The organism is Candidatus Poriferisodalis sp., from assembly GCF_965204195.1.
Classification (GTDB): domain Bacteria; phylum Actinomycetota; class Acidimicrobiia; order Acidimicrobiales; family Poriferisodalaceae; genus Poriferisodalis.
Window position 1 is genome coordinate 1,512,501 of sequence record NZ_OZ241975.1, and the last position, 24,302, is coordinate 1,536,802.

Consider the following 24,302-nt stretch of genomic DNA (forward strand, 5'->3'; position numbering starts at 1 on the left):
CACGAAAGTTGGCAACACCCGAAGCCAGTGGCCCAACCCGCAAGGGAGGGAGCTGTCGAAGGTGGGGTGAGCGATTGGGGTGAAGTCGTAACAAGGTAGCCGTACCGGAAGGTGCGGCTGGATCACCTCCTTTCTAAGGAGTCACCTCCGAGAATGAGACCACCGTGGTCTCAGATCTCAGACGGAGATTCCCAGTTGGAGCACTGGTGCTGTCTGTATCAGTTTGCTGGAGTAGATCTTCAGCCGATTGCAGCCAGCTCGTCCTCTGTTCTGCTGCCAGGGAGCGCTGCGTCGCGCCTTGACGCCGCGGCTCTCTGATAACTGCATAGCGATGCACGAGCATCAAAGTCCTCTGTGACTGTCACATTTGAGACTGTGGCAGAGGAAATTTGATTCTTCGAGACTGAGTATCGATATACCAAGCTACGAAGAGCCAATGGTGAATGCCTTGGCGCCGAACACCGATGAAGGACGTGATAGGCTGCGATAAGCCACGGGGAGCCGCCGAATAGGCTTTGATCCGTGGATATCCGAATGGGGAAACCCGGCACCTCTAATCGGGTGTCACTCCTGCCTGAATCTATAGGGCAGGTAGAGGGAACGAGGGGAATTGAAACATCTCAGTACCCTAAGGAAAAGAAAGCAACAGCGATTCCCGGAGTAGCGGCGAGCGAAATGGGAAGAGCCTAAACCGAATCCGGTGGTAAAGCCTGGTGGCGTTGCCGGATCGGTGTTGTGGGACATCCCCGACCGAGCACCAGATCGGTCAAGGAGTTACAAAGCAGGCAGATAGCGGAACCGTACAGGAAAGGCGGGCCGCAGAGGGTGACAGCCCCGTACGCGAAATCTGCTTGCCTCCTGGGATTGCTCCCGAGTAGCGCCGGTTCCGTGAAGGCCGGCGTGAATCTGCGAGGACCACCTCGTAAGGCTAAATATGTGTCGGCGACCGATAGCGAACTAGTACCGTGAGGGAAAGGTGAAAAGTACCCCGGGAGGGGAGTGAAATAGTACCTGCAACCATTGGTTTACAAGCAGTTGAAGCGCTACTGGGCACTTGTGTCCAAGCGCGACAGCGTGCCTTTTGAAGAATGAGCCAGCGAGTTACGGTGTGTGGCAAGGTTAACCAGTGATGGGAAGCCGGAGCGAAAGCGAGTCCGAATAGGGCGCACAGTCGCATGCTGTAGACCCGAAGCCGTGTGATCTATCCATGGGCAGGGTGAAGCGGAGGTAAGACTCCGTGGAGGCCCGAACCGACCTAGGTTGAAAACTGGGCGGATGACCTGTGGATAGGGGTGAAAGGCCAATCAAACACGGTGATATCTGGTTCTCCCCGAAATGCATTTTGGTGCAGCGTCGCACGTTCAGCCATGGAGGTAGAGCACTGATTGGGCTAGGGGGCCCACAAGCTTACCGACCCCAGTCAAACTCCGAATGCCATGGCTCCAGAGTGCGGCAGTGAGTCCACGGGGGATGAGCTTCGTTGGACGAGAGGGAAACAGCCCAGAGCGCCGGCTAAGGCCCCTAAGTGTGTATTAAGTGGCAAACGATGTGGGATTGCCCAGACAGCCAGGAGGTTGGCTTAGAAGCAGCCACCCTTGAAAGAGTGCGTAACAGCTCACTGGTCGAGTGGTCCTGCGCGGATAATGTAACGGGGCTAAATACACCGCCGAAGCCGCGCCTTTGAGTTCGCTTGCGAGCGAGCTCGAGGGGTAGGGGAGCGTCGTGCCTGCAGCGAAGCCGGAGCGTGAGCGCCGGTGGAGCGGGTCCGAGTGAGAATGCTGGCATGAGTAGCGAGAGAGGGGTGCGAATCCCCTCCGCCGTAAGCCCAAGGGTTCCTGGGGAAGGCTGGTCCTCCCAGGGTTAGTCGGGAGCTAAGGCGAGGCCGAGAGGCGTAGTCGATGCACAACCGGTTGATATTCCGGTACCACCACGTGCGCGCCCAGTCCAAAATGCGGTTGCTAAGGGGCTGTCCTCCCTTCGGGGAACGACGAACCGACCCACCGCACCGAGGACAGCAATGAGGGGACGCAGGAGGATAGGTGAACCCAGGCGATGGTAGACCTGGGGTAAGCGAGTAGGACGGGGACTAGGTAAATCCGGGCCCCATGAAGTCCGAGACGCGATGCCGAGCCGCTACAGGCGAAGTCATTGATTCCATGCTGCCTAGAAAAGCCTCTAGCGAGTTCACGTGGTGCCCGTACCTAAACCAACACAGGTAGGCAGGTAGAGCATACTCAGGCGAACGGGAGAACTGTGGTTAAGGAACTCGGCAAATTGCATCCGTAACTTCGGGAGAAGGATGACCCTACGAAGGTGACGGCACTAGCTGCCCGAGCCGGAAAGGGTGGCACAAAATAGGGGAAAGCGACTGTTTACTAAAAACACAGCAGCGTGCGAAGTCGTAAGACCATGTATACGCTGTGACGCCTGCCCGGTGCCGGAAGGTTACGGGGAACGGTTAGCTCTTCGGAGCGAAGCTGTGAACCTAAGCCCCGGTAAACGGCGGCCGTAACTATAACGGTCCTAAGGTAGCGAAATTCCTTGTCGGGTAAGTTCCGACCTGCACGAATGGCGTAACGACTTTCCCACTGTCTCAACCACAGACCCGGCGAAATTGAAGTACGAGTAAAGATGCTCGTTGGCTACAGAAGGACGGAAAGACCCCGTGGACCTTTACTATAACTTGGTATTGGGTTGTGGCACGTGTTGTGTAGGATAGGTCGGAGACTAGGAAGCGTATGCGCCAGCATGCGTGGAGTCACCCTTGAAATACGACCCTGCTCATGTCGGAACTCTAACCTAGGACCCTGATCGGGTTCGGGAACAGTGCCAGGCGGGTAGTTTGACTGGGGCGGTCGCCTCCCAAATGGTAACGGAGGCGCCCAAAGGTTCCCTCAGACTGGTTGGCAATCAGTCGTCGAGTGCAATGGCACAAGGGAGCTTGACTGTGAGACATACAGGTCGAGCAGGTGCGAAAGCAGGGCATAGTGATCCAGCGATTGCGTGTGGAAGCGTCGTTGCTCAACGGATAAAAGGTACCCCGGGGATAACAGGCTCATCTTCCCCAAGAGTCCATATCGACGGGAAGGTTTGGCACCTCGATGTCGGCTCATCGCATCCTGGGGCTGAAGCAGGTCCCAAGGGTTGGGCTGTTCGCCCATTAAAGCGGTACGCGAGCTGGGTTTAGAACGTCGTGAGACAGTTCGGTCCCTATCCTCTGTGGCTGTAGGAGATTTGAGGAAAGCTGTCCGTAGTACGAGAGGACCCGGATGGACGCAGCTCTCGTGTGCCAGTTGTTCCGCCAGGAGCACGGCTGGTTGGCGACCTGCGGAAGGGATAAGCGCTGAAAGCATCTAAGCGCGAAGCCTGTTCCAAGATGAGATCTCCCACTGGTACAACCAGGTAAGGCCCGTGGCAGATAACCACGTTGATAGGCCGGATGTGTACGCACAGCAATGTGTTCAGCAGACCGGTACTAATCGGCCGAGGGCTTGGTATCGGTACTCAGCCTTGAGGAAGCGCACCCGAGCGTGTGCTGCTCGTGCATCGCGTGCAGGAGTCTGCACCGACAGATCTCCGGTGGTTATGGCGGCAGGGCCACACCCGTTCCCATTCCGAACACGGAAGTTAAGCCTGCCCGCGCCGATGGTACTTGGGGGCAATTCCCCTGGGAGAGTAGGTCGCTGCCGGAACCCTGAACCCCCGTCGTGTTTGCGGCGGGGGTTCTTCGCGCTTGCGGGCCTACCCTCGTGGGGTGACGCAGAACCGGCGCCCGCCTCGCAAACCGACGCGCGGGCGACCCGATCGCGACCGTGGCCAGCGGCAGGATCGAAGCCGTCGCGGTCAGCCTGATCGTGGTCCCCGGGGCCGTTCTGATGGCGATGATCAACAGCGTCGCGATCGCGGTCGGCGGCCCCAGCAGCGCCGCTCGGACGCTCCGCGGCGACCCGATAAGCCCGTCGACGAGGTGGCATCCCGGGCGGCTCGCCGCACCGACTGGGGTGGGGTGGCCCGCAAAGGCGCATCGGTGCTGCGGCCGATTCCCGGCGCCGACCGGGGCGACGCCTACGCGGCAAAGGTGCCTGAGCGCCAGAGCCCGCGACCTCAGCAGCCACCGCCGCCCGAGCGCGCCAAGCATGCGCCGCAGGACGCACCGCGCCGTCGTCGCTCCAAGGTGCGACTTGAGGTTCCTCAGCTCGATCCGGTCGGCGTGCGGGGCATGCCATCGGCAGAACAGCAGCGACTGGCGCAGCGATTGCGCGAGGCAGGGGAGGACTTCCTGGCTGAGCGCTTCGGGGATGCCCTCACGACGCTGCGGCCGCTGGCATCACGCTATGCCGCCATTGCCGAAGTGCAGGAGCTGTACGGCCTGACGCTGTACCGACTCGGCCGATGGACTGCTGCGTCGCACCGGCTCGAACAGTACGAGCAGCTGACGGGAGCGGTCGATCAGCTGCCGGTGCTCGCGGATTGCTACCGGGCGCTCGGACGGCTCAACGAGGTGCACGACGTGTGGGATCGGCTGAGGCACGCCGATCCTGATGCCCAGACGATCACGGAGGGACGGATCGTGGCAGCCGGAGCGCTAGCCGATGAAGGCAGGCCGCGTGATGCCATTCGCCTGCTTGAGGCGGGTCCGTTGCGTCCTAAGCGGCCCAAGGAGCATCACCTGCGGCTGTGGTACGCGCTAGCGGACCTGTACGACCGGGTCGGAGACCTCCAGCGGGCCAGGCGTGGATTCGCCCGGATCGCGGATGTCGATCCCGGCTTCGTGGACGTCGAGGATCGGCTTGCAGCGCTCGGCAGCCACGACAGCTGACGAGCTGTTCCGGGTCAGCCTTCTCGCGGAACCGCGCGGATAGAGTGAGTCCGTCATTCGGCGTGCGCCGCCCCCCGTACCAGTCCCTGGTACCAGCTCCAAGACCGGTGCCGTCAGATAATGCGAGGCGAACCGTACATCGTGACCACCGACATTGTGCGCCTGCTGGGTGAGCAGGCCTCTTATCTGCTGGACCACAAATGCGAAGGCATCGGGCGCGACTTGCTTACGCTGCCCGGGCCCGACTTTGTAACCGATGTCGTCGCCGGCACCGACCGTTCGCCGCAGGTCATGCGGAGCCTCCAGTCGCTGTTCGACCATGGCCGCCTCGGCGGCACCGGTTACGTTTCCATCCTTCCGGTGGATCAGGGAATCGAGCACTCGGGTGCTGCGTCGTTCGCGCCGAATCCGATCTACTTCGATCCGGCCTCCATCGTGGAGTTGGCGGTCGAGGGCGGCTGCAATGCCGTGGCCACGACATTCGGCGCGCTCGGAGCGGTTTCCCGCCGCTACGCCCATCGCATCCCGCTTATCGTCAAGATCAACCACAACGAGTTGTTGACCTACCCGGCCGCCTACGACCAGATCATGTTCGGCTCGGTTCAGCGAGCACATGAGCTCGGAGCTGCCGGCGTCGGCGCGACGATCTACTTCGGCTCGGCTGAGAGCGGCCGCCAGATCACCGAGGTGGCCGCGGCATTCGAGGAAGCGCACCGCCTCGGCATGTTCACCGTGCTGTGGTGTTACCTGCGCAACTCGGCCATCAACCAGTCGGCCGAAGGCGCCGACGGCGAGCCGACTCAGGTAGACAACCACGTGGCGGCCGACGCCACCGGACAGGCCAACCACATCGGCGTCACGATCGAGGCCGACATCATCAAGCAGAAGCTGCCCGAGCACAACGGCGCCTTCGTCTCGGTACCGGGCTTCGGCAAGACGCACGCTGCGGTGTACGACCAGCTCACGACGGACCATCCGGTGGACTTGTGCCGCTGGCAGGTGGCGAATTGCTACATGGGACGCGTCGGGCTCATCAACTCCGGCGGCGCCAGTTCGGGGGCTACCGACGTGGCCGAAGCCGTCACCACCGCAGTCGTCAACAAGCGAGCTGGCGGCATTGGGCTGATCTCAGGACGCAAGGCGTTTCAGCGGCCCATGGCCGAAGGCGTCGAACTGCTCGGCGCCATCCAGGACGTCTATTTGGACCAGGCGGTGACCATCGCCTGAGGCGTGATCCGACCCGGCTGCATCCACCCAGCCGCGGCTAGCGTGGTCGCCTGGAGCGGCCGCATTCCCCCCAAGGCCCTACTACTGCGGACCCATTCCCGCCAGGAGCCCTTCCCCTAGGAGACACAGTGACCGATACCGCATCGCGCGAACTGCCGCTGCAGGAGATCGACGAGGTCATCATTCGCTTCGCCGGTGACTCCGGTGACGGCATGCAGCTCACCGGTGACCAATTCACGAGCATCTCCGCAGCGCTCGGAAACGATCTGTCGACGCTGCCGGAGTTCCCCGCTGAGATCCGCGCCCCGCAAGGGACGCTTGCCGGTGTCTCGGCGTTCCAGGTGCGCATCTCCGACTTTGACATCACCACCCCGGGCGACGCTCCGACGGTGCTGGTGGCAATGAACCCGGCGGCGCTGAAGGCGCAGCTGCACAACCTCGCTCAGGGCGGCGCACTGATCCTGAACACCGATGCCTTCAACGACCGCAACCTTGAGAAGGCCGGCTACTCCAGCAATCCGCTCGATGACGGCACGTTGGACGACTACCGCTCGTACCCGGTGCCGATGAGCCAGATCACCCGCGACGCCGTGGCCGAGCACGGCGTGAAGCCGCGGGATGCGGAGCGTTCCAAGAACTTCTTCGCACTCGGCCTGATCTCGTGGATGTACACGCGGCCGGTCGAGCCGACGCTCGAGTTCATCAACACCAAGTTCCGGGGTCGCGAACAGGTCATCAACGCCAACACCGCAGCGTTCAAGGCCGGCTACAACTTCGGCGAGACAGCTGAGATCTTCGAGGCTCACTACGAGGTGAAGCCAGCCCCGCTGACACCTGGCGAATACACCAACGTGAACGGGAATACGGCGCTGGCTTGGGGCTGCGTCGTGGCAGGCCAGCTCGCGCGTTTGCCAGTGTTCCTCGGTTCGTACCCAATCACGCCGGCCTCGGACATCCTGCACGAGATGTCGCTCAAGAAGAATTTCGGCGTGCGGACATTCCAAGCCGAAGACGAGATCGCTGCTGCGGCATCAGCAGTGGGGGCGGCCTTTGGCGGTGCGTTGGCCTTTACCTCCACATCGGGTCCCGGCTTGGCGCTCAAAGGCGAGACGCTCAGCCTCGCCGTGAGCCTCGAGCTCCCGATGGTGGTGCTCGACATCCAGCGCGGCGGCCCGTCGACCGGCTTGCCGACCAAGCCCGAGCAGGCAGACCTGATGATGGCCATGTACGGGCGGCATTCCGAGTCGCCGCTGCCGGTTGTAGCGCCGCGCAGTCCTGCGGACTGCTTCGACATCGCGATCGAGGCGTCTCGCATCGCGCTGAAGTACCGGACGCCCGTCATCGTGCTGTCCGACGGCTATCTGGCGAACAGCTCCGAGCCGTGGCTGCTGCCCGATGTCGATGAGCTGCCGGACATCGGTGTCGACTTCGCGACGGAGTTCAACGGCACCAACGAAGACGGTGACGGCATCTTCCTGCCGTACTTGCGGGATCCCGACACGCTGGCTCGCCCGTGGGCCATTCCCGGCACGCCGGGGCTGATGCACCGCGTCGGTGGCATCGAGAAAGAGGACGGCACCGGCAACATCTCCTACGAGCCCGAGAATCATCAGTTGATGGTGGATCTGCGGCAGGCCAAGATCGACGGTGTCGACGTTCCCGATGTCGAGGTCGCCGGCGAGGCAAACGCCGATCTCGCCGTACTGGGCTGGGGCTCCACGTGGGGTGCCATCGACGCTGCCGCCGGACGGCTGCGCGACGACGGCCACCGGGTGGCGCATGTGCACCTGCGGCACCTCAATCCGCTGCCTGCGAATCTCGGCGACGTGCTGCGGCGCTACCGGGCCGTGGTGTGTCCCGAGATGAACAAGGGGCAACTGTGTGATCTGGTGCGGGCGAAGTACCTGATCGACGTCGAGCACATCGGCAAGATCGACGGTGTGCCGTTCACGACCGGCGAGGTGACTGCAGCGGTCCGCAAGCGCCTGGAGGAGCTGGCGGGCAGCTAGGCGCCAACGAGACGATGACCCACGAGTACAAGACCACCGAATTCAGCAAGTACAGGTTCAGCGAGTACAGACAGAGGCGAACAGCACGATGACCGACACCTCGATCACGCCGACTACACAGCCCGGAGACTGGGCCTCCGACCAGGAGGTCCGCTGGTGCCCGGGCTGCGGCGACTACTCCATCCTCACGGCGATGCGGATGCTGATGCCGAGCCTCGGCACCGAACCGCACAACACGGTGTTCGTGTCGGGCATCGGCTGCGCTGCCCGGTTCCCCTACTACATGAACTCCTACGGCGTGCACGGCATCCATGGCCGAGCACCCGCCATCGCCACCGGCTTGGCGATGGCCCGGCCCGATCTCGACGTCTGGGTGATCGGCGGCGACGGCGACATGCTGTCGATCGGCGGCAATCACCTGATCCACGCATTGCGCCGCAACGTCAAGATCAAGGTGCTGCTGTTCAACAACCAGATTTACGGCCTGACCAAGGGCCAATTCAGCCCCACGAGCGAGATCGGCAAGGTCACCAAGAGCTCGCCAATGGGCTCGCTCGATGCGCCGTTCAATCCGCTGGCCGTGGCGCTCGGTGCCGAGGCGTCGTTCGTGGCGCGCACGCACGACATGGACCGCCAGCACATGATGGACACGTTCCGGCGGGCGCACGAGCACGACGGCGCCGCGTTCGTGGAGGTGTTCCAGAACTGCAACGTTTTCAATGACGGCGCTTTCGAAGGGGTCACCAAGAAACAGAACCGCGATGCCAACCTCATCCCGTTGACGCACGGCGAGCCCATTCGCTTCGGGGCCGACGGCGAGTTCGGGGTCATCGACGAGTCAGGCTGCGCCCGGGTTGTCCACACCGCCGATGTGAGCACCGACGAATTGCTCACCCATGACGAGACGAAGCACGATCCCTCGACCGCCTTCATGCTGGCGCGTCTCGCGCGCGGACCGTTTGAGCCCACGCCGGTTGGCGTGTTCCGCGCCGTGCGGCGCAGCGAGTACGCCATGGCCTCCACTCGGCAACTGGCGGCGGCTCAGCAGAAGCAAGGTGCCGCTGACATTGCGCAGCTGCTGCGCTCACGCGGCACTTGGTACGTCTGAAGACACCCCTTTCGTCGCGTAAACCACTGCGGTGCGCCGCGGGCGCGCTGGTACTTTCGGCTGCATGAACGCCGTCCGACGACGCTTGGACAACGAGCTCGTGCGCCGTTGCCTGGCCTCGTCTCGCGCAGCGGCGCAAGTGCTCATTTCCGACGGCCGGGTTCTCGTGGGGGGCTCGGTCGCACAGAAATCGTCTCGCATGGTGTCGGCCGCCGAGCCGGTCCAGCTCAGCGGCGAGCCGGCACGGTTCGTGTCACGCGGCGGAGAGAAACTGGATGCTGCGCTGGGCGAATTCGGGGTCGACGTGGCGGGGCGGCGAGCGGTCGATGCCGGCGCTTCGACGGGCGGTTTCGTGGATTGCTTGCTGCAGCGGGGCGCGGCGGAAGTCGTAGCGATCGATGTCGGCTGGGGGCAGCTGGATGCCCGCTTGCGGGCCGACTCCCGCGTCACCGTGCGAGAACGGTGCAACGTGCGACACATCGGACCTGCCGATATCGGCGGCCCGGCGGACATCATCACCGCCGATCTGTCGTTCATCTCGCTGCGCACGGTGATGGCGAACCTGGCGGCGTGCACGGCACACGGTGGCGAAGCAGTGCTGCTTGCCAAGCCGCAGTTCGAAGCCGGCCGGCGCGAGGCCTCGCGCGGCAAGGGAGTGGTGCGCGACCCCGACGTGTGGCGGCGAGTGGTGAGCGACGTGGCCTCGAGCGCTTCCCGCCAGGGCCTCGCACCCACCGGTGTCGCCGCATCGCCGTTGCGAGGCGCCACAGGCAATGTCGAGTTCTTCTTGCACTGCCGTCGCGCTGCCGATCACGAATGCCGACCGCCCGTCGATGCCCGATCCGAGTCGTTCGATCTTGACAGTGCCATCGAAACGGCCATCGAGACCGCACTCCGTGCCGCTTCTGAGGGGGCACCGGCATGAGCGACGTGCTGATCATCGCCCACGCCGAGCGCGCGGAAGCGCTGACGGCTTCGAAACAGCTGGTGGTCTGGCTTGAGGGCGAGGGTCATGGTGTGGCAATGGGCGGCGTGGAGGCAGCGGCAATCGGCCGCCCTGAACTCGGCGTCGACGAACCGATCCCGACCGTCCCGGATCTCGCTGTGAGCATCGGCGGCGACGGCACCATGCTGCGCTCGTTCGATCTGGTTGCCGCCGCGGGCGTGCCAGTACTCGGCGTCAACGTCGGCCATCTCGGCTACCTGACCGAATTCGAGCCGGCGCAGCTCACCGACATGGTCGCTGCCGCGCTCGGGGGGTCGTTGGATGTCTCGGAGCGGATGATGGTCAGTGCCCGCGTCCGGGACAGAGGTGCCCATGACGTGGGCGCCCAAGACGCCGAGACATGGACCGGGCTGAATGAAGTCGTGCTCGAGAAACGCGACCCGGGGCACACGGTCCGGCTGGAAGTGTGGCTCGACGGAGACGTGTTCGCGACCTACGCGGCGGACGGCCTCATCGTGTCCACGCCGACGGGCTCTACGGCGTACAGCCTCTCGGCAGGGGGTGCGGTCGTCGCTCCGACGCATTCGTCGTTGCAGGTCACTCCGGTTGCGCCGCACATGCTCTTCGATCGTTCGCTGCTGCTGCCGCCCGACACCGAGATCGGCATCCGGGTGATCAGCGAACGGCCGGCGCTCGCCGCCGTGGACGGGCGCTCAGCCGGCTTGCTGACGACCGGCGATGAACTTGTCGTCACGCGCGCCCCGTACGACGCACGGTTCGTCACCGCCGGCGGCGACAGCTTCCATCGTGTGCTGAAGCACAAGTTCGGCCTCAAGGACCGCTGATGCTCGTGGAGCTGGCGGTGCACGATCTTGGCGTCATCTCCCATGCCAACCTGGTGCTCGGCGCAGGCATGACAGCGCTGACCGGCGAGACGGGCGCCGGCAAGACGCTGGTGGTGCAGGCGGTGCAGCTGCTCATGGGCGGGCGTGCAGATCCGGCGATGGTGCGCGCCGGCGCGGTCGAGGCAGTTGTCGAGGGCAGGTTCGTGCAGGCCGACGGGGCGGAGCGAGTGCTGCGCCGTGTGATCCCCGCAGCGGGTCGCAGCCGTGCCTATGTGGACGGAGGCATGGCGTCGGCGGCGGAGCTCGCAGAGCTCGGGGCCGGGCTTGTCGACCTTCACGGGCAGCACCAGCACCAATCGCTGTTGCGCGCTCGCACTCAGCGCGAGGCACTCGACCGCTGGGGCGGCATCGATGTGCGCCCGCTGGCGGCGGCGCGTGGCGAACTGAGCGCGCTCACGGAGAATCTGGCTGCGCTCGGCGGTGATGCGCGAGCGCGGGCGCAGGAGATCGATCTCCTGCGGTATCAGGTGGACGAGATCACGTCGGTGCAGCTGGACGACCCGGACGAACTGCGCTGGATCGTCGAGCGGGAGGATCTGCTGGCCGATGCTGCATCGCACCTGGCGGACGGTCATGCGGCCCGCCAGGCACTCGCCGGAGACGAGGGCGCTATCGACCGGCTGGGAGCTGCGGCGGCCTTGCTGGCCTCCCGGAAGGCGTTCGCCCCGGTGGGCGACCGCTTGGGTGCTGTGGCAGCGGAGCTCGATGACACCGTTGCGCAGCTGAGGGGCGTGCTCGAGACGATCGAGGACGACCCGCAGGCGCTCGCCGACGTCCGCGCCCGGCACCAGCTCCTGCGCGAGCTCACCCGCAAGTACGGCGACACGCTCGCCGACGTGCGCGAGTTCGGTGCGCAGGCAGCGGAGCGTCTGTCGCAGCTTGAACGTCACACCGAGCTGGCCGCCGAGCTGGAGGCCGGTATCGACGCGGCGCAACGCCATGTCGAAGCCGAGGCTCATGTTGTGGCTGCAGCTCGTCGAGCGGCTGCACCTGGCCTCGCCGCTGCGGTGAGCGAGCACCTGACATCGTTGGCGTTGGCGGGCGGCACGCTGGAGGTCAGCGTCACCGGCGAGGCGCCGAGCGACGGCGTCGAGTTGCACTTCAGCGCGAACCGCAGCGCTCCGCCCGGCCCGTTGTCGAAGGTGGCATCGGGTGGTGAGCTGGCGCGCGTCATGCTGGCGCTGCGGCTCGTCCTGACCGCTGGCCCACCGACCCTCGTGTTCGACGAGGTCGACGCCGGCATCGGCGGCGAGACCGCCGTCGCCGTCGGTCAGGCGCTGGCTTCGCTCGCCGGCCAGCACCAGGTGCTGGTGGTCACGCATCTCCCGCAGGTCGCGGCGTTCGCACATCACCAGGTGGCCGTTCGAAAGACTGACGATGGCAGCGCAGTGGCTTCAAGTCTCGTCGCCGTGACGGGACCTGATCGCGTCAGCGAGCTGGCGCGGATGCTCGCCGGTCAGCCTGCATGGGCGAGTGGCCGCCAGCACGCGACTGAATTGCTGGAGGTGGCCGCCGCGACGCGGGGCGGCGCCCGAGAGTGAGCATGTTTCGCTCGCGTTCGCTGTGGAGACGCCAGCGCTCGCGCCGCGGCCGCAGCCACGCGGGGATCGCGGGACGGTGCCGCGTGGACCGTCGCACCAAGAACCTGCTGCGCCGCTTGGAACGCGGCGATATTGCGGTGATCCACCACGCAGATCTCGATCGGGTCGCCGCCGACGGACTTCTGGCCGCGGGCGCGATCGCCGTGATCAACGCAGAGCCGACGATGACCGGCCGGTACCCGGCGTTGGGCGGCCTCACGCTCGCGCAAGCAGGTGTGCCGGTGCTGGAGGACATCGGCGAGGGAGTGTTCGCGTCGCTCCAAGACGGCGAGGAGCTGGCCATCGCAGGCGATGAGGTAATGCGCGGCGATCAGGTGATCGGGACCGGGTACCGGCGCGATGCCGAGCACTTCGAACGCGTGCTGGAATCGGCGCGCGTGGCGGTGCGCAGCGAACTCGGGAGCTTTGCCCGGAACACGCTCGAGTACTTGGAGCGGGAGCCGCAGGTTCTCACCGATGAGCTGGAGATCCCGCCGCTGCGGCACCAGTTGCGACGCCGGCACGTGCTGGTGGTGGTGCGCGGCATCGACTATCGCGAAGATCTGGCGGCACTACGCCGGTCGGGCTACATGTCGGATATGCGGCCCGTGATCATCGGTGTGGACGGAGGTGCTGATGCACTGCTCGAGGCCGGTCTCGTGCCCCACATCATCATCGGCGACTTCGACTCGGTGTCGCCGCGGGCACTCGAGTGCGGGGCGCAGCTCATCGTGCACGCCTATCTCGAAGGCGGCGCGCCGGGCGCGGTCCGCCTCGACGACGCCGGATTGAGCTACGACGTCATCGCCGCGCCCGGAACCAGCGAGGACCTGGCATTGCGGCTGGCGTTCGAGCAGCGAGCCGAGCAGATCGTCGAGGTGGGGTCCCATACGTCGATGGTCGACTTCTTCGACAAGGGCCGCAGCGGCATGGCATCCACCTTTCTGACCCGGATGCAGGTGTCTCCGGCGCTCGTGGATGCGAAGGGCGTGAGCCGTCTCTACCGCACCCAGGTGCGCAAGCGCGACATGGCGATGCTGATCGTTTCGGCGCTCGTCACCATCGGCGTCATCGCCGCAGTGACCGAGCCGGGCCGGCTCCTGCTGCGCACCCTGTGGATCAACATGGGCCTGTAGATCGGTCGGGCGTATGGTCAACCTCCGCTACCACATTGTGTCGATCGCGGCAGTTTTTCTGGCCTTGGCGATCGGCCTGGCGTTGGGCTCGACGTTCGTGGACTCAGTGCTGGTGAGCAACCTGGAATCACGCGTGGACCAGTTGCAGGCCGACACCGAATCGGCGATCGAGCGACAGGCCGAGGCCGAGGCGGAGCTCGGCGAGGTTGAGGCAGCACGCGACGCAGCGCTCGCGAGCGTTGAAGCGGCGCGATCCGTGCGGTTCGAGGTGGAGGATCTCGTACGGCCGTACCTTCCCCAAGGACGACTGAGCGGCACGACAACGCTCATCGTCGCCCCGGAATCCACGGACCGGGCCGCAGTAGCGGCCATTCGCGCACGTCTCGATGCAACGGATGCGCGCCATGGCGGGGTGCTGTGGCTCAGCGATGACCTCCGCCTGCACAACTCAGGTGTGCGCCAGAGCATCGCCGACGCCTTCTCGCTGGCAGGTGACAGCCGCAACGCCGTGCGCAGAGCGCTTCGCTTTCTGCTGCCTCAGGCGCTGTTCAGGCCAGCAGAAGCCGGGTCCAGCCAGATACTCGCCGACGATGTCAACGCGGTCACCGACTTCGGGGCGCTTGACGGTTTCTCTCGCGGCTTCTCGGCGGTCCCGCCGACACGCACGGCGCTTACCTTGCTCCGTGATTTGGAACTGGTGACTCATGACGGCACTGGCGCCGTCGCGCTGCACCTGCTTGGCGGGGAGCAACTGCGACTTGTGGTGGTCACCGATGCGGCGGCGGCCGGGTTGAACCAGGACTTTGTTTTCGACCTGTTGAGGGCTGCCGTCGATGACGGGCACTCGGGCACCGGCGTCATCGTCGAAGTACCTGCGCCCGGGGCAGCAGGCGTTGGCTACGGCGCAGTGCTGGAGCGAGTCCGGTCCGACCCCGTGCTCGCAGGATCGTTCTCGAGCGTCGACGATGTCGAGACTTTCTCGGGCGATCTGGCGCTGCTGGTTGCGCTGGAGCGGCTGCCTGCGGTCGATCACTTCTCGGGAGCCGATCTCAACCACGGTCTGGGCCCGTCATGACCCACGCCGTGGCGATCGTGCCTGCCTTCGACCGGGCGGACACGGTGGGTGCCACGGTGACGGCGCTGCGAACCGTGCCCGATGTGCTCGACGTCATCGTGGTTGACGACGGTTCCCGGGACCGAACAGCGGCTGCCGCTGCGGCCGCAGGAGCGCGCGTCATCGAACTCGCACGTAATCGCGGCAAAGCAGCAGCGGTCGCCGCAGGCATCGCGGCGTCCGGTGCCCCCGACGTCTATCTCCTCATCGACGCCGATCTGGGCGGCTCAGCCGCGCTGGCGGGTGATCTTCTGCAGCCAATTGCGCTAGGCGAAGCCGACATGACGATCGCCGTCTTCGATGCTGCTGAGGGCCCGAGCGGGTTCGGGCTCGTCAAGGCGTTCGCGGCACGTGTCCTGCGTTCCGAGACGGGACTGGAACTGGCTGAACCTCTCTCGGGTCAGCGCGCCGTTCGGGGTCCGCTGCTGAGATCGCTGCAGCTCGCGCCTGGATTCGGTCTCGAGATCGGTCTGACGCTCGATGCGGCCGACCGAGGTGCCCGCATCAGCGAAGTCGAGATCGGATTCAGCCATCGGCAAACCGGGCGTGATCTCAGCGGCTTCGCGCATCGAGCGCGAATCGGGCGACACGTCTACCTCGCCGTGGCAGCCCGCACCGGCTGGCCGAAGGCGGTCTACTGCCTGGCCGCCTCACTGGCGGCCCGCGTCACCTCGGCGGCTCGCGGAGTGCCGGTGCGCGACCAGGGGCAGCAGCTCGGGCGCGCGGCACGCCAGTCATGGCAGCGAGCACGGCAGCTCGGACCGCCGCGCTCGCTTCGGAACCTGCGGCCTTGGCGTCCTCTTCGGCGGTTGCGGAGTCTGCCGGGGGGACGCGGTCGCCGGCCGACGAGCGATTCGTAAGCCACGTGCGTTGCTGCACTACCCGCATCCAGTGACTATCAGCGCTGGCATCGCCGTTCGGACTGCTGCCGCATTGGCATTGATCCTCGTCGGCTCGGCGGTTGCGGCGGCGCTGCTGTGGCGTCTGGCGAGACCCCGGATGCGACGGCAGCGCTGGACGGGGGTCAACTACCGCGGCCAGCGGATCATTGCGACCTCGGGGCTGCTCGTCGTCGCCGTCGGCGTTGCCAGCGCAAGTGTCGTGGCGGCCTTGGCACGCCGCGCCACTGGTTGGTTTGCCTACGTCTCCGGCTCGATAGGCCGTGCGCCAGCCGAAGTGTTCGAAGGGTCGGGTCCACTGGATCTCGTGCCTACAGACGCGCTCCGCACTCCACCCGTGGCCAGCGCCACGGGCGCGGTGGCGACGGCATCGGCTCTTGTGGCCTTCGGATTGCTGGGATATCGGGATGACACCCGGGGCGATGGTGATGCGAGCGGGTTCGCCGCGCACCTGGCGCGCAGCCTGCGCACTCGACGGCTCACGACCGGAGCGCAGAAAGCACTCGGTGGGGGAGCGGTTGCGCTCCTCAGCGTGCAGATTCTGCTGTTCGGCAACGTCGCCGTCTTGTGGAGCAGCAGGGGATGGGGCGACGGGTACGCCGTGATGCGCTCGTTTGAGCACCTCGTGATCGGATCACATGAGTCCTGGACCATGATTCCGTGGTTGCGGGGGGCTGCGGTCGTAGCGCTGAGCGCCAACCTGCTGAATCTGCTCGACCGAGCGCCGGGCCGAGCCACCAAGGCTGCGCTGGCATGGTGGCTCTGCGGGCTCGTGCCTGCCGCTGTGTTCGGTTCCCCTTGGCCGCAAGGATTTCGGTTCGCGGAGGTCGGCGCTGGATGGTTCGCATGGCATTCGCCGGCCCTGTGGGCTGCGGGTGCCGTTGGCGCCGCGGTCGGTTTGCTGCGCAGCGAACTGGCGGAAGCGCACATGCTTGGCGACACCGGCGTCAATCCGCTTGGCGCTGCGCTGGGGCTGGCCACCGTCGCGATGTCCCCGGCGTCGGTCGAGTGGGCGGTGCTGGCGTTTTTGGCGGCCCTGAACCTGGCGAGCGAGCGCTGGTCGTTCAGTCGGATCATCGATGCAGTGCCGCCGCTCCGCTGGCTGGACCGGCTCGGTTCGCCCTACCGCAACTGAGTCTCCGACACCCATGCCCGCTGCATGGCAGCGGCGCTCTGCTCTATGCCCGTTGCATCGCAACGGCGCAGTGGCGATGCTCGGTCAAGCGCTCGTCGAGGCTGGGATGAACGATCTGGCCGCCGGAGACAACCGGGCGACCAGCCACGATCGTGTCCCGGGCCGACAGGGGGCCGCAGCGCAGCCATGCCTCGATGGGATCGGAGAGGGCGCCTGCGAACGCCGGCCCGTCAAGCTGCCACACCACGAGGTCACCGCATGCACCGGGCGACAGCTCGCCGATCTCGCCCTCGCGGCCGAGGCACGCTGCGCTGCCACGAGTCGCCAGGTCCAGGGCCTCGCGCGCAGAGAAATATGTCGTGCCGTCCCGTTCTGCATCGCCTCCTTCGGCGCCATCGACGTTCTGGCCTGCGGCGCCGTCGGCAGGGCGACCGCTGTCGAGGCCCTTGTCGGCGCTGAGGTGCCGCTGGCCGTCGCGCAGACGGCCGACCAGCAGGGCGTTGCGCGCCTCGGTCCACATCGATGCCGAATCGGTGCTGGCCGAGCCGTCCACCCCCAGGCCCACCGGCACGCCCGCAGCCCGCAGATCGCGCACCGGCGCCAGCCCGACGCCGAGCAGCAGGTTCGAGCTCGGGCAGTGCGCCACGCCGGTGCCCCAGGATCCCAGCCGTGTGATCTCGGTCGCATTGGGCTGCACGCCGTGCGCGATCCACGAACGATTCGAGCCCCAGCCGCAGTGCTCGAAGTAGTCCACCGGTCGCATCCCGAACATCTCGATGCAGAAGCCGTCCTCACCGGGGTCCTCGCACAGGTGGGTGTGCAGGCGGACGTCGAGGCGTTCCGCCAGTTCGGCCGTCGCCGTCATCAGCTCGGTCGAGACGGAAAAAGGCGAGCACGGCGCCAGCGCGATCCTGACCATCGCGTCGGGCGAGCGGTCATGGTGCACGCCGACCAGCCGCTCCGATTCCGCCAGGATTTCCTCAGGCGATTGGCAGACCTCATCGGGCGGCAGCCCGCCGTCGGACTGGCCCAGCGACATCGAGCCGCGGGTCGGGTGAAAGCGCATGCCCAACTCGGCGGCCGCGGTGATCTCGGCTGTGATCAAGTCGCCTGCACCCCGGGGATGCACATAGAGGTGGTCGGTGCTGGTGGTGCAGCCGCCTAGCGCCAGCTCGGCCAGACCTACCCAGGCAGACAGGTACGCGCCCTGCTCATCGAGCCGCGCCCACAGCGGGTACAGCGTGGTCAACCAGTCGAACAAGCCTCCCCGAAGCGCCGGAGCGTACGACCGGGTGAGGTTCTGGTACATGTGATGGTGGGTGTTGACGAGCCCGGGCGTGACAAGGCAGCCGCCGGCGTCGATGCTCCGGTCTGCTGTGGGCGGCATCTGCGAGGCATCGCCGACCGCGCTGACGAGTCCGCCGGTGATGGCGACCCAGCCGCCGGCAATCTCGCGCCGCTGCTCATCGCACGTCGCCAGCAGTTCGGCACCGTGCACTAGCAGATCCGCCGTCGCAGCCGCCTGGGCTTTGTCTGATGCGTCGTTCATGATGTTCCGTCCGGCCGGTTGTTCACTCGGGGCGACGATCTCGGCGGATCCGGCAGGCAATTGCCGGACTTCCGTGAGGATCAGCCAACCTCAGCCGAAGCGACGGTAGCTTGATGACACATGCGAGAGCGTCCACCGAAGATGCCGCGTGGCTAAGCACATTTTCGTCACCGGCGGAGTTGCCAGCTCCCTCGGCAAAGGGCTCACGGCGGCCTCGCTCGGCCGGCTGCTGGCCGCCCGGGGACTGCGGGTCACCATGCAGAAGCTGGACCCGTACATCAACGTCGACCCCGGCACGCTCAACCCGTACGAGCACGGTGAGGTGTTCGTCACCGACGACGGCGGCGAGACCGATCTTGATCTCGGCCACTACGAGCGGTTCATCGACGTGTCGCTGACCCGTGATTCGAATGCGACGACCGGCTCGATCTACCAGAAGGTGCTCGCCGACGAGCGACGGGGGGAGTATTTGGGTCGGACTGTGCAGGTCATCCCGCACATCACCGACGAGATCAAGGAACGCATCCGCAAGCTCGCCGACGGCGACGTGGACGTGGTCATCACTGAGGTGGGCGGCACCGTCGGAGACATCGAGATCCTGCCGTTCCTCGAGGCCATCAGGCAGATGCGTCTCGAGGTCGGCCAGCAGAACGTGTGCTACGTCCACGTCACGCTAGTGCCGTTCATCGGCCCGTCGGGCGAGCAGAAGACCAAGCCCACGCAGCACTCGGTGACCGAGCTGCGCAGTCGCGGCGTGCAGCCCGACGCCATCGTGCTGCGCAGTGAGGGTCCCATCGAGGACGGCCTGCGCAACAAGATCTCCAACCTCAGCGACGTCGAGCTGGCTGGCGTGGTGAATGCCCCCGATTCGTCGGTCCTCTATGAGATCCCGATGGTGCTGCGGTCCGAAGGTCTCGACAGCTTTCTGTGCGGGATCCTCGGCTTCGAAGATGTCGAGCCCGACCTTGCGGACTGGGAGGCGATGCTCGCACGCATCAAGGCGCCGCAGGCGACGGTGCGCGTCGGCATCATCGGCAAGTACGTGGCGCTGCCCGATGCCTACCTGTCTGTAGTGGAGGCGCTCCGCCATGCGGCCTCCTACCACGGTGTCGAAGTCGACATCGAGTGGATCCACTCCGAGGAGATCGAGGGGTTGCTTGCTGCGGGGCGGCTGCGTCACCTCGACGGGATGGTGATCCCAGGAGGATTCGGCTCCCGGGGCATCGAGGGCAAGATCGCCGCGGCTGCGTACTCACGTGAGCATGACATTCCGTGCCTGGGCCTGTGCTTGGGGCTGCAGGTCATGGTCATCGAGTTCTGCCGCAACGAGCTGGGCCTGCTGGGTGCCAACTCGACCGAGTTCGACGCCAACACGCTGCACCCGGTGATCGATCTCATGCATGCGCAGCGCGGTATCTCCGACAAGGGCGGCACCATGCGGCTCGGCGCATACGTGGCCAGGCTGGCGCCGCGCAGCCGCGTGGCGGCGATGTACGGCGACACGCTGGTCAACGAGCGGCACCGGCATCGTTACGAGGTGAACAGCGCTTACCGGCAGCGGATGGAAGAGGGCGGCCTGCAGTGCAGTGGGCTGTCGCCCGACGGGCGGCTGGCAGAGTTCATCGAGCTGGACGGCCACGCGTTCTGGGTGGGCACCCAAGCCCACCCGGAGTTCAAGAGCCGTCCTAACCGCCCGGCCCCGCTGTTCTGCGGACTGGTGGGCGCCGCGCTGGCGCGAGCCGAGGGACGCAATCCTCAGCTGCTGCCGGCATCGACTGGAACAGGGCCGCTGGGCACTGAACCCTTGGCCTAGACCGACGCCTCGTTCTGGCGCGATCTTGACCCACGTCAGTGCAGGCTGACACATTGGATAGGCGATGCCCGCTGCCCTGGTCATGGAAGCCGAGGACTACTTGGGCTGGCTGTCCAATGAGCGAGGACGGTCAGCGCGCACAGTTGCGTCGTACCGGTCCGACCTCGATGCGTTCGCGGGATGGTTGGCGGCACGAGATGTCGACTTGCTCGGCGCCAGCTCAACTGAAATCGCCGCCTACCTGTCGCACTTGCGTGATGATCTCGGACGGGCCGCTTCAACCGTCGCTCGGGCTGCGGTCAGCCTTCGCGGCCTCTACCGGTTCTTAGTAGCCGAGGACTTGACGACGGGCGATCCTGCAGGCACGCTCGACGTGCCCCGCGCGCCTGCCGGGTTGCCGCGGGCGTTGCGGCGCGATCAGGTCGAGCAGCTCCTGGCATCCCCCGTGGGCGACAGCCCGCTGGTGCGACGAGACCGGGCAATGCTCGAAGTGCTCTACGGCATGGGCCTGCGGGCCAGCGAGCTGGTGGCGCTGTCGCTGGGCGACGTCGACCTCGACGAGAGGCTCATGCGGGTGTGGGGCAAGGGCGGCAAGGAGCGCGTCGTGCCGGTGGGGCGTCACGCCGCCGATGCCGTGGGCGAATGGCTCAGCGGCGCCGGGCGCGGGGCGCTGGAGCCTGCTGCGTGGCGGTCGAGAGACGACGCCGCAGCGGTGTTCCTGAATGCCCGGGGCCGCCGCATCACCCGCCAGGGCGTCTGGCTGATCGTGCGCCGCCACGGCGACCGCGTCGGTCTCGGACCCGACCAGCTCACCACCCATGTCCTGCGCCACTCGTGCGCAACGCACATGCTCGACGGCGGTGCCGACATCCGCAGCGTGCAGGAACTGCTGGGTCATGCGTCGATCTCGAGCACCCAGCGCTACACCGCAGTGTCACAGGAACGGCTCACCGAGGTCTACCGCCAAGCCCACCCCCGCGCCCGCTATTGACATGAGAGACTCAAACAGAAGACCAGCCATCCCTGATGTCAACCGGCACAGCTGGGCGTCCTTGAGGGGAGTGGTCAGTTGATCCTTCTCGCCAACCTCGACAATGTCCGCTGGGAGCCCTTGCTGCTGATTGGTGGACTGGCGGCTGGGGTGTATTTCCTGCCATCGATGGTGGCGTTATTGAGGAGGCATCCCAGAGCCGGCACCGTTATCGCACTGAACATTCTGGGCGGGTGGACCGTCCTCGGTTGGCTGGTTGCGTTCTTCTGGTCCTCATGGTCGTCCATTGATCGAGACAAAGCGCAGCATGACTCGAATGAAAGGGAGTCGTGGACCCAGCGCGCCAGCCGGATCCTGCGCTCGGATTCTGATTTGAACACCTAGGTGTTGAGCGCATTGTCGAGAGGGGTGCGTAAGTCACCCCAGAGCCTCCACGAAACCCGGGGTGATTCATCCCGACGAGTGACCGGATCACATACCGCACCCGATGAATACCATCAGGGCCGGTTACACACAGAATCTGACAGGTCCACCTTGGCTAGGCGGGTCGGCGTTGCGGGGTTCGGGTGGCTGAAGTCGGGGTCGGCCGTCGGGAGGGGTGTGGATCTTGCGGCCGTGGGTGTGGAGATCACGGTGGCACGGCCTGCACATCGACGCGAGGTTCGGAACTTCGGTGAGGCCGTCGTTCTCGTAGTAGTCGATGTGGTGCGCCTGGGTGTGCTCGGAGGTGAGCTTGCAACCGATGCAGCCGCCATCGCGCACCGCAAGAACGAGGCGCTGGGCGTCGTTGGCGTTGCGTGTGCGTCCCAACGCGAGTTCTGACCAGTCGGCTTTGAACATAGCGGGCAGCACCTTGGCGTCGACGGCGAGCTCCACGAGCATCTGCGCCGACAGGGGAGTGCCGTCGTCGAGGCGGGGGTTGGCGAGCCGATCGCTCGTGACGTCGTAGTCGGCAACGATGATGAGGTTGTTCTTGGCGTGTCGTGCTGAGGCGGTGCCGGCGACAAGCTCGCTGAGCGCATCGGCCAGCAGTTGGCGGCGTGTCGGCATCGGACTGTCGCTGTTCGTGTTGCTGCAGGAACTGCCGTCGCCGGATGGGCCTGAGTGGGCGCCATCGGCACCGCCGGTATCGAGTTCGGCGCGGCGGCGCAGCGACCGGAGTTGGGCTTCGAGCGCAGTGCTGAGCTCGCGCCCGGTGAGGAAGTCGAACTTGCCGTGCAGATGCCACATGCCGTCGTCGCCCACCCGCAGCGACGCGAAGCGTTCATGACGCTGCAACGCCAACTCGGCGTCGATGGGGCTCAGGTTCTCGGCGGCAGCCTCGGCTGCGAGGTCGGCTTCGACCTGCTGGCTGCGGTAGGCGAGGGGGTGCCGGGCGATCGTGTCGGAGGGATACACGCGGGCAAGCTCCAAGAAGTCGTCTTCGCTGCGGCGGTGTTTCTTGGGCGCCTCGCGGGCAATCACCCTCGCATGCGACATGTGAATTTCGCCGGCCTGCATCGCGTCGAGCGTGCTGCTGAATCCCTCCGAAACCAGGCTCTCGGCCAGGCGGGCTTCTGAGCGGGCCTGCGCGCAGTTCATGCGCGTCTGATCGCGCAGGATGTACGCGGCGGATTGCGCACCGTTGCGCGACGCCAGCTCACCCACCGCCGCCAGGTAGCGGCCCTCGATACGGGAGCGCTCGGCCGCCAACTCGACGACCAGCGCCTTGAGTTCGCAGCCGCTCAGCGCCCCCAGATCGACACTGCAGTCGGCCGTGCCGCCGCCGGCCCACACCGCCGCCTCATTGGGCCATGCCGACCCAGCAGCGGGCCAAGTCGACGCCAGGCTGCTGTCGGCTTCGGGTGCGTCTACGTAGCCGGGGGCGAGTTCTCGCACGACGTCGCCGAACATGAAGAGAGCATACATTTGTATGCAGACAAATGCAAACACTCGCGCGCATCAATTTCAGGAAATTTCCTGGCACGCACCACGAGCTGTGAGTGCGTTGACGCCCCATCTGGCTTGGCCTGCGTGCCCTCTTCGAGGGCCTGAGGCAGTTACTTGGGAAGGAAGCCCATGGCCTCTTTGGCGCGGGCCAAGGTGCCGCATGCCACGGCCTCGGCTTTGTCGGCGCCGGCGGCGATGATGCGGGCGAGCTCGGCGGGATCTGCGTCGAGCTCGGCCTTCTTCGCCGCGATGGGCTCGAGCATCGCGATGACCGCGTCCGCTGTGTCGGTCTTGAGCGCTCCGTACTGGCTGTAGCCCGACGCCGAGTCAGCAGGGCTCCGGCCTGTTGCGGCACCCAGGATCGACAGCAGGTTCGAAACGCCCGGCTTCGTGTCGGGGTCGTAACGCACCTCAGACTCGGAGTCGGTCACTGCGCGGGCGAACTTGCGTGCAATGTCGGCATGATCATCGAAGATGCCTATCGAGCCTTGGGGGCTCTCGGCCGACTTGGACATCTTCGACGTGGGGTTCTGCAGGTCCATGACGCGGGCACCGACCGTGGGGATGGCAGCCTCCGGAATGACGAACGTGTCGCCGTAACGGGAGTTGAACCGCTGCGCCACATCACGTGTCAGCTCGAGGTGCTGGCGCTGGTCGTCGCCGACCGGCACTCGATCGGCGTCGTAGATCAAGATGTCGGCTGCCATCAACGCCGGATACGTGAAGAGGCCGGCCGAGACGTGGTCGCCGCCCATCTCGCCCCCCTCCGAGCGTGCCGACTTGTCCTTGAACTGGGTCATGCGGCGCAGCTCGCCGAGCGACACTGTGCACTCCAGCAGCCAGGACAGCTCCGTGTGCTGGGGCACGTGGCTCTGCACGAAGAGCGTGCAGACCTCGGGATCGAGGCCAACCGAGATCAGCGTGGCCATCGTGCCCAGGGTGGCTTCGCGCAGCTGGGCCGGATCCTGCTGGACCGTGACGGCATGCAGGTCGACGGCGCAGTAGAAGGCGTCGGCATCGTGCTGGTCGATCGCCCACTGCCGCAGCGCCCCGAGATAGTTGCCGAGGTGTACGTCGCCGGTGGGCTGGATGCCCGAGAGCACTCGTGTCATGGCGCCTGACGGTACCGGAACGGTGTCCGC

The 24,302-nt window shown here is 65.8% G+C and carries 17 protein-coding genes and 3 rRNA genes (1 of these 20 only partly in view); 17 read left to right on the plus strand and 3 right to left on the minus strand.

Annotation, left to right across the window (positions count from 1 at the left end):
* From ACOGI8_RS06720 to ACOGI8_RS06785, 14 genes are all read left to right on the plus strand, one after another.
* A 16S ribosomal RNA gene (locus tag ACOGI8_RS06720) occupies nt 1–133 on the plus strand; it begins 1,387 nt to the left of the window's first position.
* Nucleotides 134–416: 283 nt separating this feature from the next.
* Nucleotides 417–3,499: ribosomal RNA gene (locus tag ACOGI8_RS06725) — 23S ribosomal RNA — on the plus strand.
* A 76-nt stretch (nt 3,500–3,575) separates the two neighbouring features.
* Nucleotides 3,576–3,692 (plus strand): 5S ribosomal RNA (gene rrf / locus ACOGI8_RS06730).
* Together the 16S, 23S and 5S rRNA genes form the textbook arrangement of a ribosomal RNA operon.
* 275 nt (nt 3,693–3,967) lie before the next feature.
* A complete protein-coding gene (locus tag ACOGI8_RS06735) occupies nt 3,968–4,819 on the plus strand; it encodes a hypothetical protein (RefSeq protein WP_323673612.1) in 852 nt (283 codons plus the stop codon).
* A 120-nt stretch (nt 4,820–4,939) separates the two neighbouring features.
* Nucleotides 4,940–6,046, plus strand: coding sequence for a class I fructose-bisphosphate aldolase (locus ACOGI8_RS06740; protein ID WP_419856100.1), 1,107 nt, complete (start codon nt 4,940–4,942; stop codon nt 6,044–6,046).
* Between the two features lie 128 nt (nt 6,047–6,174).
* A complete protein-coding gene (locus ACOGI8_RS06745) occupies nt 6,175–8,055 on the plus strand; it encodes a 2-oxoacid:acceptor oxidoreductase subunit alpha (RefSeq protein ID WP_419856101.1) in 1,881 nt (626 codons plus the stop codon).
* Nucleotides 8,056–8,143: 88 nt separating this feature from the next.
* On the plus strand, nt 8,144–9,163 hold the full coding sequence (locus ACOGI8_RS06750; protein WP_419856102.1) for a 2-oxoacid:ferredoxin oxidoreductase subunit beta: 1,020 nt from the start codon (nt 8,144–8,146) through the stop codon (nt 9,161–9,163).
* A gap of 64 nt (nt 9,164–9,227) precedes the next feature.
* Nucleotides 9,228–10,088 (plus strand): TlyA family RNA methyltransferase, encoded by an 861-nt coding sequence (locus ACOGI8_RS06755; RefSeq protein ID WP_419856103.1) that lies wholly within the window; start codon nt 9,228–9,230, stop codon nt 10,086–10,088.
* A complete protein-coding gene (locus ACOGI8_RS06760) occupies nt 10,085–10,954 on the plus strand; it encodes an NAD(+)/NADH kinase (protein WP_419856104.1) in 870 nt (289 codons plus the stop codon). Before ACOGI8_RS06755 ends, ACOGI8_RS06760 begins: the two co-directional genes overlap by 4 nt.
* The gene (recN, locus tag ACOGI8_RS06765; RefSeq protein WP_419856105.1) at nt 10,954–12,555 is read left to right on the plus strand and encodes a DNA repair protein RecN; all 1,602 of its coding nucleotides are present in this window, start codon (nt 10,954–10,956) and stop codon (nt 12,553–12,555) included. The genes ACOGI8_RS06760 and recN overlap by 1 nt, the downstream gene beginning before the upstream one ends.
* Nucleotides 12,556–12,557: 2 nt before the next feature.
* Nucleotides 12,558–13,730, plus strand: a complete 1,173-nt coding sequence (gene steA / locus ACOGI8_RS06770; RefSeq protein ID WP_419856377.1) for a putative cytokinetic ring protein SteA — start codon at nt 12,558–12,560, stop codon at nt 13,728–13,730.
* Between the two features lie 13 nt (nt 13,731–13,743).
* Nucleotides 13,744–14,805 (plus strand): copper transporter, encoded by a 1,062-nt coding sequence (locus ACOGI8_RS06775; RefSeq protein ID WP_419856106.1) that lies wholly within the window; start codon nt 13,744–13,746, stop codon nt 14,803–14,805.
* A complete protein-coding gene (locus ACOGI8_RS06780; RefSeq protein ID WP_419856107.1) occupies nt 14,802–15,704 on the plus strand; it encodes a glycosyltransferase in 903 nt (300 codons plus the stop codon). Before ACOGI8_RS06775 ends, ACOGI8_RS06780 begins: the two co-directional genes overlap by 4 nt.
* A 31-nt stretch (nt 15,705–15,735) precedes the next feature.
* On the plus strand, nt 15,736–16,878 hold the full coding sequence (locus ACOGI8_RS06785; RefSeq protein WP_419856108.1) for a hypothetical protein: 1,143 nt from the start codon (nt 15,736–15,738) through the stop codon (nt 16,876–16,878).
* Nucleotides 16,879–16,921: 43 nt separating this feature from the next.
* On the opposite strand, the gene ACOGI8_RS06790 is transcribed toward ACOGI8_RS06785, so the two are convergent.
* The gene (locus tag ACOGI8_RS06790) at nt 16,922–18,427 is read right to left on the minus strand and encodes an amidohydrolase family protein (RefSeq protein ID WP_419856109.1); all 1,506 of its coding nucleotides are present in this window, start codon (nt 18,425–18,427) and stop codon (nt 16,922–16,924) included.
* A gap of 148 nt (nt 18,428–18,575) precedes the next feature.
* On the opposite strand from ACOGI8_RS06790, the gene ACOGI8_RS06795 reads away from it, so the two are divergent.
* The 3 genes from ACOGI8_RS06795 (at nt 18,576) to ACOGI8_RS06805 (ending at nt 21,615) form a co-directional block, all read left to right on the plus strand.
* The gene (locus ACOGI8_RS06795; protein ID WP_419856110.1) at nt 18,576–20,240 is read left to right on the plus strand and encodes a CTP synthase; all 1,665 of its coding nucleotides are present in this window, start codon (nt 18,576–18,578) and stop codon (nt 20,238–20,240) included.
* A gap of 64 nt (nt 20,241–20,304) precedes the next feature.
* The gene (locus ACOGI8_RS06800) at nt 20,305–21,231 is read left to right on the plus strand and encodes a tyrosine recombinase (RefSeq protein ID WP_419856111.1); all 927 of its coding nucleotides are present in this window, start codon (nt 20,305–20,307) and stop codon (nt 21,229–21,231) included.
* Between the two features lie 78 nt (nt 21,232–21,309).
* Entirely contained in the window at nt 21,310–21,615 is a 306-nt protein-coding gene (locus ACOGI8_RS06805; protein ID WP_419856112.1) for a superinfection immunity protein, read from the plus strand.
* A 123-nt stretch (nt 21,616–21,738) separates the two neighbouring features.
* Here ACOGI8_RS06805 and ACOGI8_RS06810 read toward each other — a convergent pair whose 3' ends face one another.
* Entirely contained in the window at nt 21,739–23,124 is a 1,386-nt protein-coding gene (locus tag ACOGI8_RS06810) for a hypothetical protein (protein ID WP_419856113.1), read from the minus strand.
* 146 nt (nt 23,125–23,270) lie between these two features.
* On the minus strand, nt 23,271–24,272 hold the full coding sequence (gene trpS, locus ACOGI8_RS06815; RefSeq protein ID WP_419856114.1) for a tryptophan--tRNA ligase: 1,002 nt from the start codon (nt 24,270–24,272) through the stop codon (nt 23,271–23,273).
* Nucleotides 24,273–24,302 lie beyond the last annotated feature (30 nt).

What these genes read in the sequence shown, in the direction of transcription:
- ACOGI8_RS06740 (WP_419856100.1), top strand. Translation starts at nt 4,940, where the DNA reads ATGCGAGGCGAACCGTACATCGTGACCACCGACATTGTGCGCCTGCTG.
- ACOGI8_RS06750 (WP_419856102.1), top strand. Translation starts at nt 8,144, where the DNA reads ATGACCGACACCTCGATCACGCCGACTACACAGCCCGGAGACTGGGCC.
- ACOGI8_RS06755 (WP_419856103.1), top strand. Translation starts at nt 9,228, where the DNA reads ATGAACGCCGTCCGACGACGCTTGGACAACGAGCTCGTGCGCCGTTGC.
- ACOGI8_RS06760 (WP_419856104.1), top strand. Translation starts at nt 10,085, where the DNA reads ATGAGCGACGTGCTGATCATCGCCCACGCCGAGCGCGCGGAAGCGCTG.
- recN (WP_419856105.1), top strand. Translation starts at nt 10,954, where the DNA reads ATGCTCGTGGAGCTGGCGGTGCACGATCTTGGCGTCATCTCCCATGCC.
- steA (WP_419856377.1), top strand. Translation starts at nt 12,558, where the DNA reads ATGTTTCGCTCGCGTTCGCTGTGGAGACGCCAGCGCTCGCGCCGCGGC.
- ACOGI8_RS06775 (WP_419856106.1), top strand. Translation starts at nt 13,744, where the DNA reads ATGGTCAACCTCCGCTACCACATTGTGTCGATCGCGGCAGTTTTTCTG.
- ACOGI8_RS06780 (WP_419856107.1), top strand. Translation starts at nt 14,802, where the DNA reads ATGACCCACGCCGTGGCGATCGTGCCTGCCTTCGACCGGGCGGACACG.
- ACOGI8_RS06790 (WP_419856109.1), bottom strand. Translation starts at nt 18,427, where the DNA reads ATGAACGACGCATCAGACAAAGCCCAGGCGGCTGCGACGGCGGATCTG.
- ACOGI8_RS06800 (WP_419856111.1), top strand. Translation starts at nt 20,305, where the DNA reads ATGCCCGCTGCCCTGGTCATGGAAGCCGAGGACTACTTGGGCTGGCTG.
- ACOGI8_RS06810 (WP_419856113.1), bottom strand. Translation starts at nt 23,124, where the DNA reads ATGTTCGGCGACGTCGTGCGAGAACTCGCCCCCGGCTACGTAGACGCA.
- trpS (WP_419856114.1), bottom strand. Translation starts at nt 24,272, where the DNA reads ATGACACGAGTGCTCTCGGGCATCCAGCCCACCGGCGACGTACACCTC.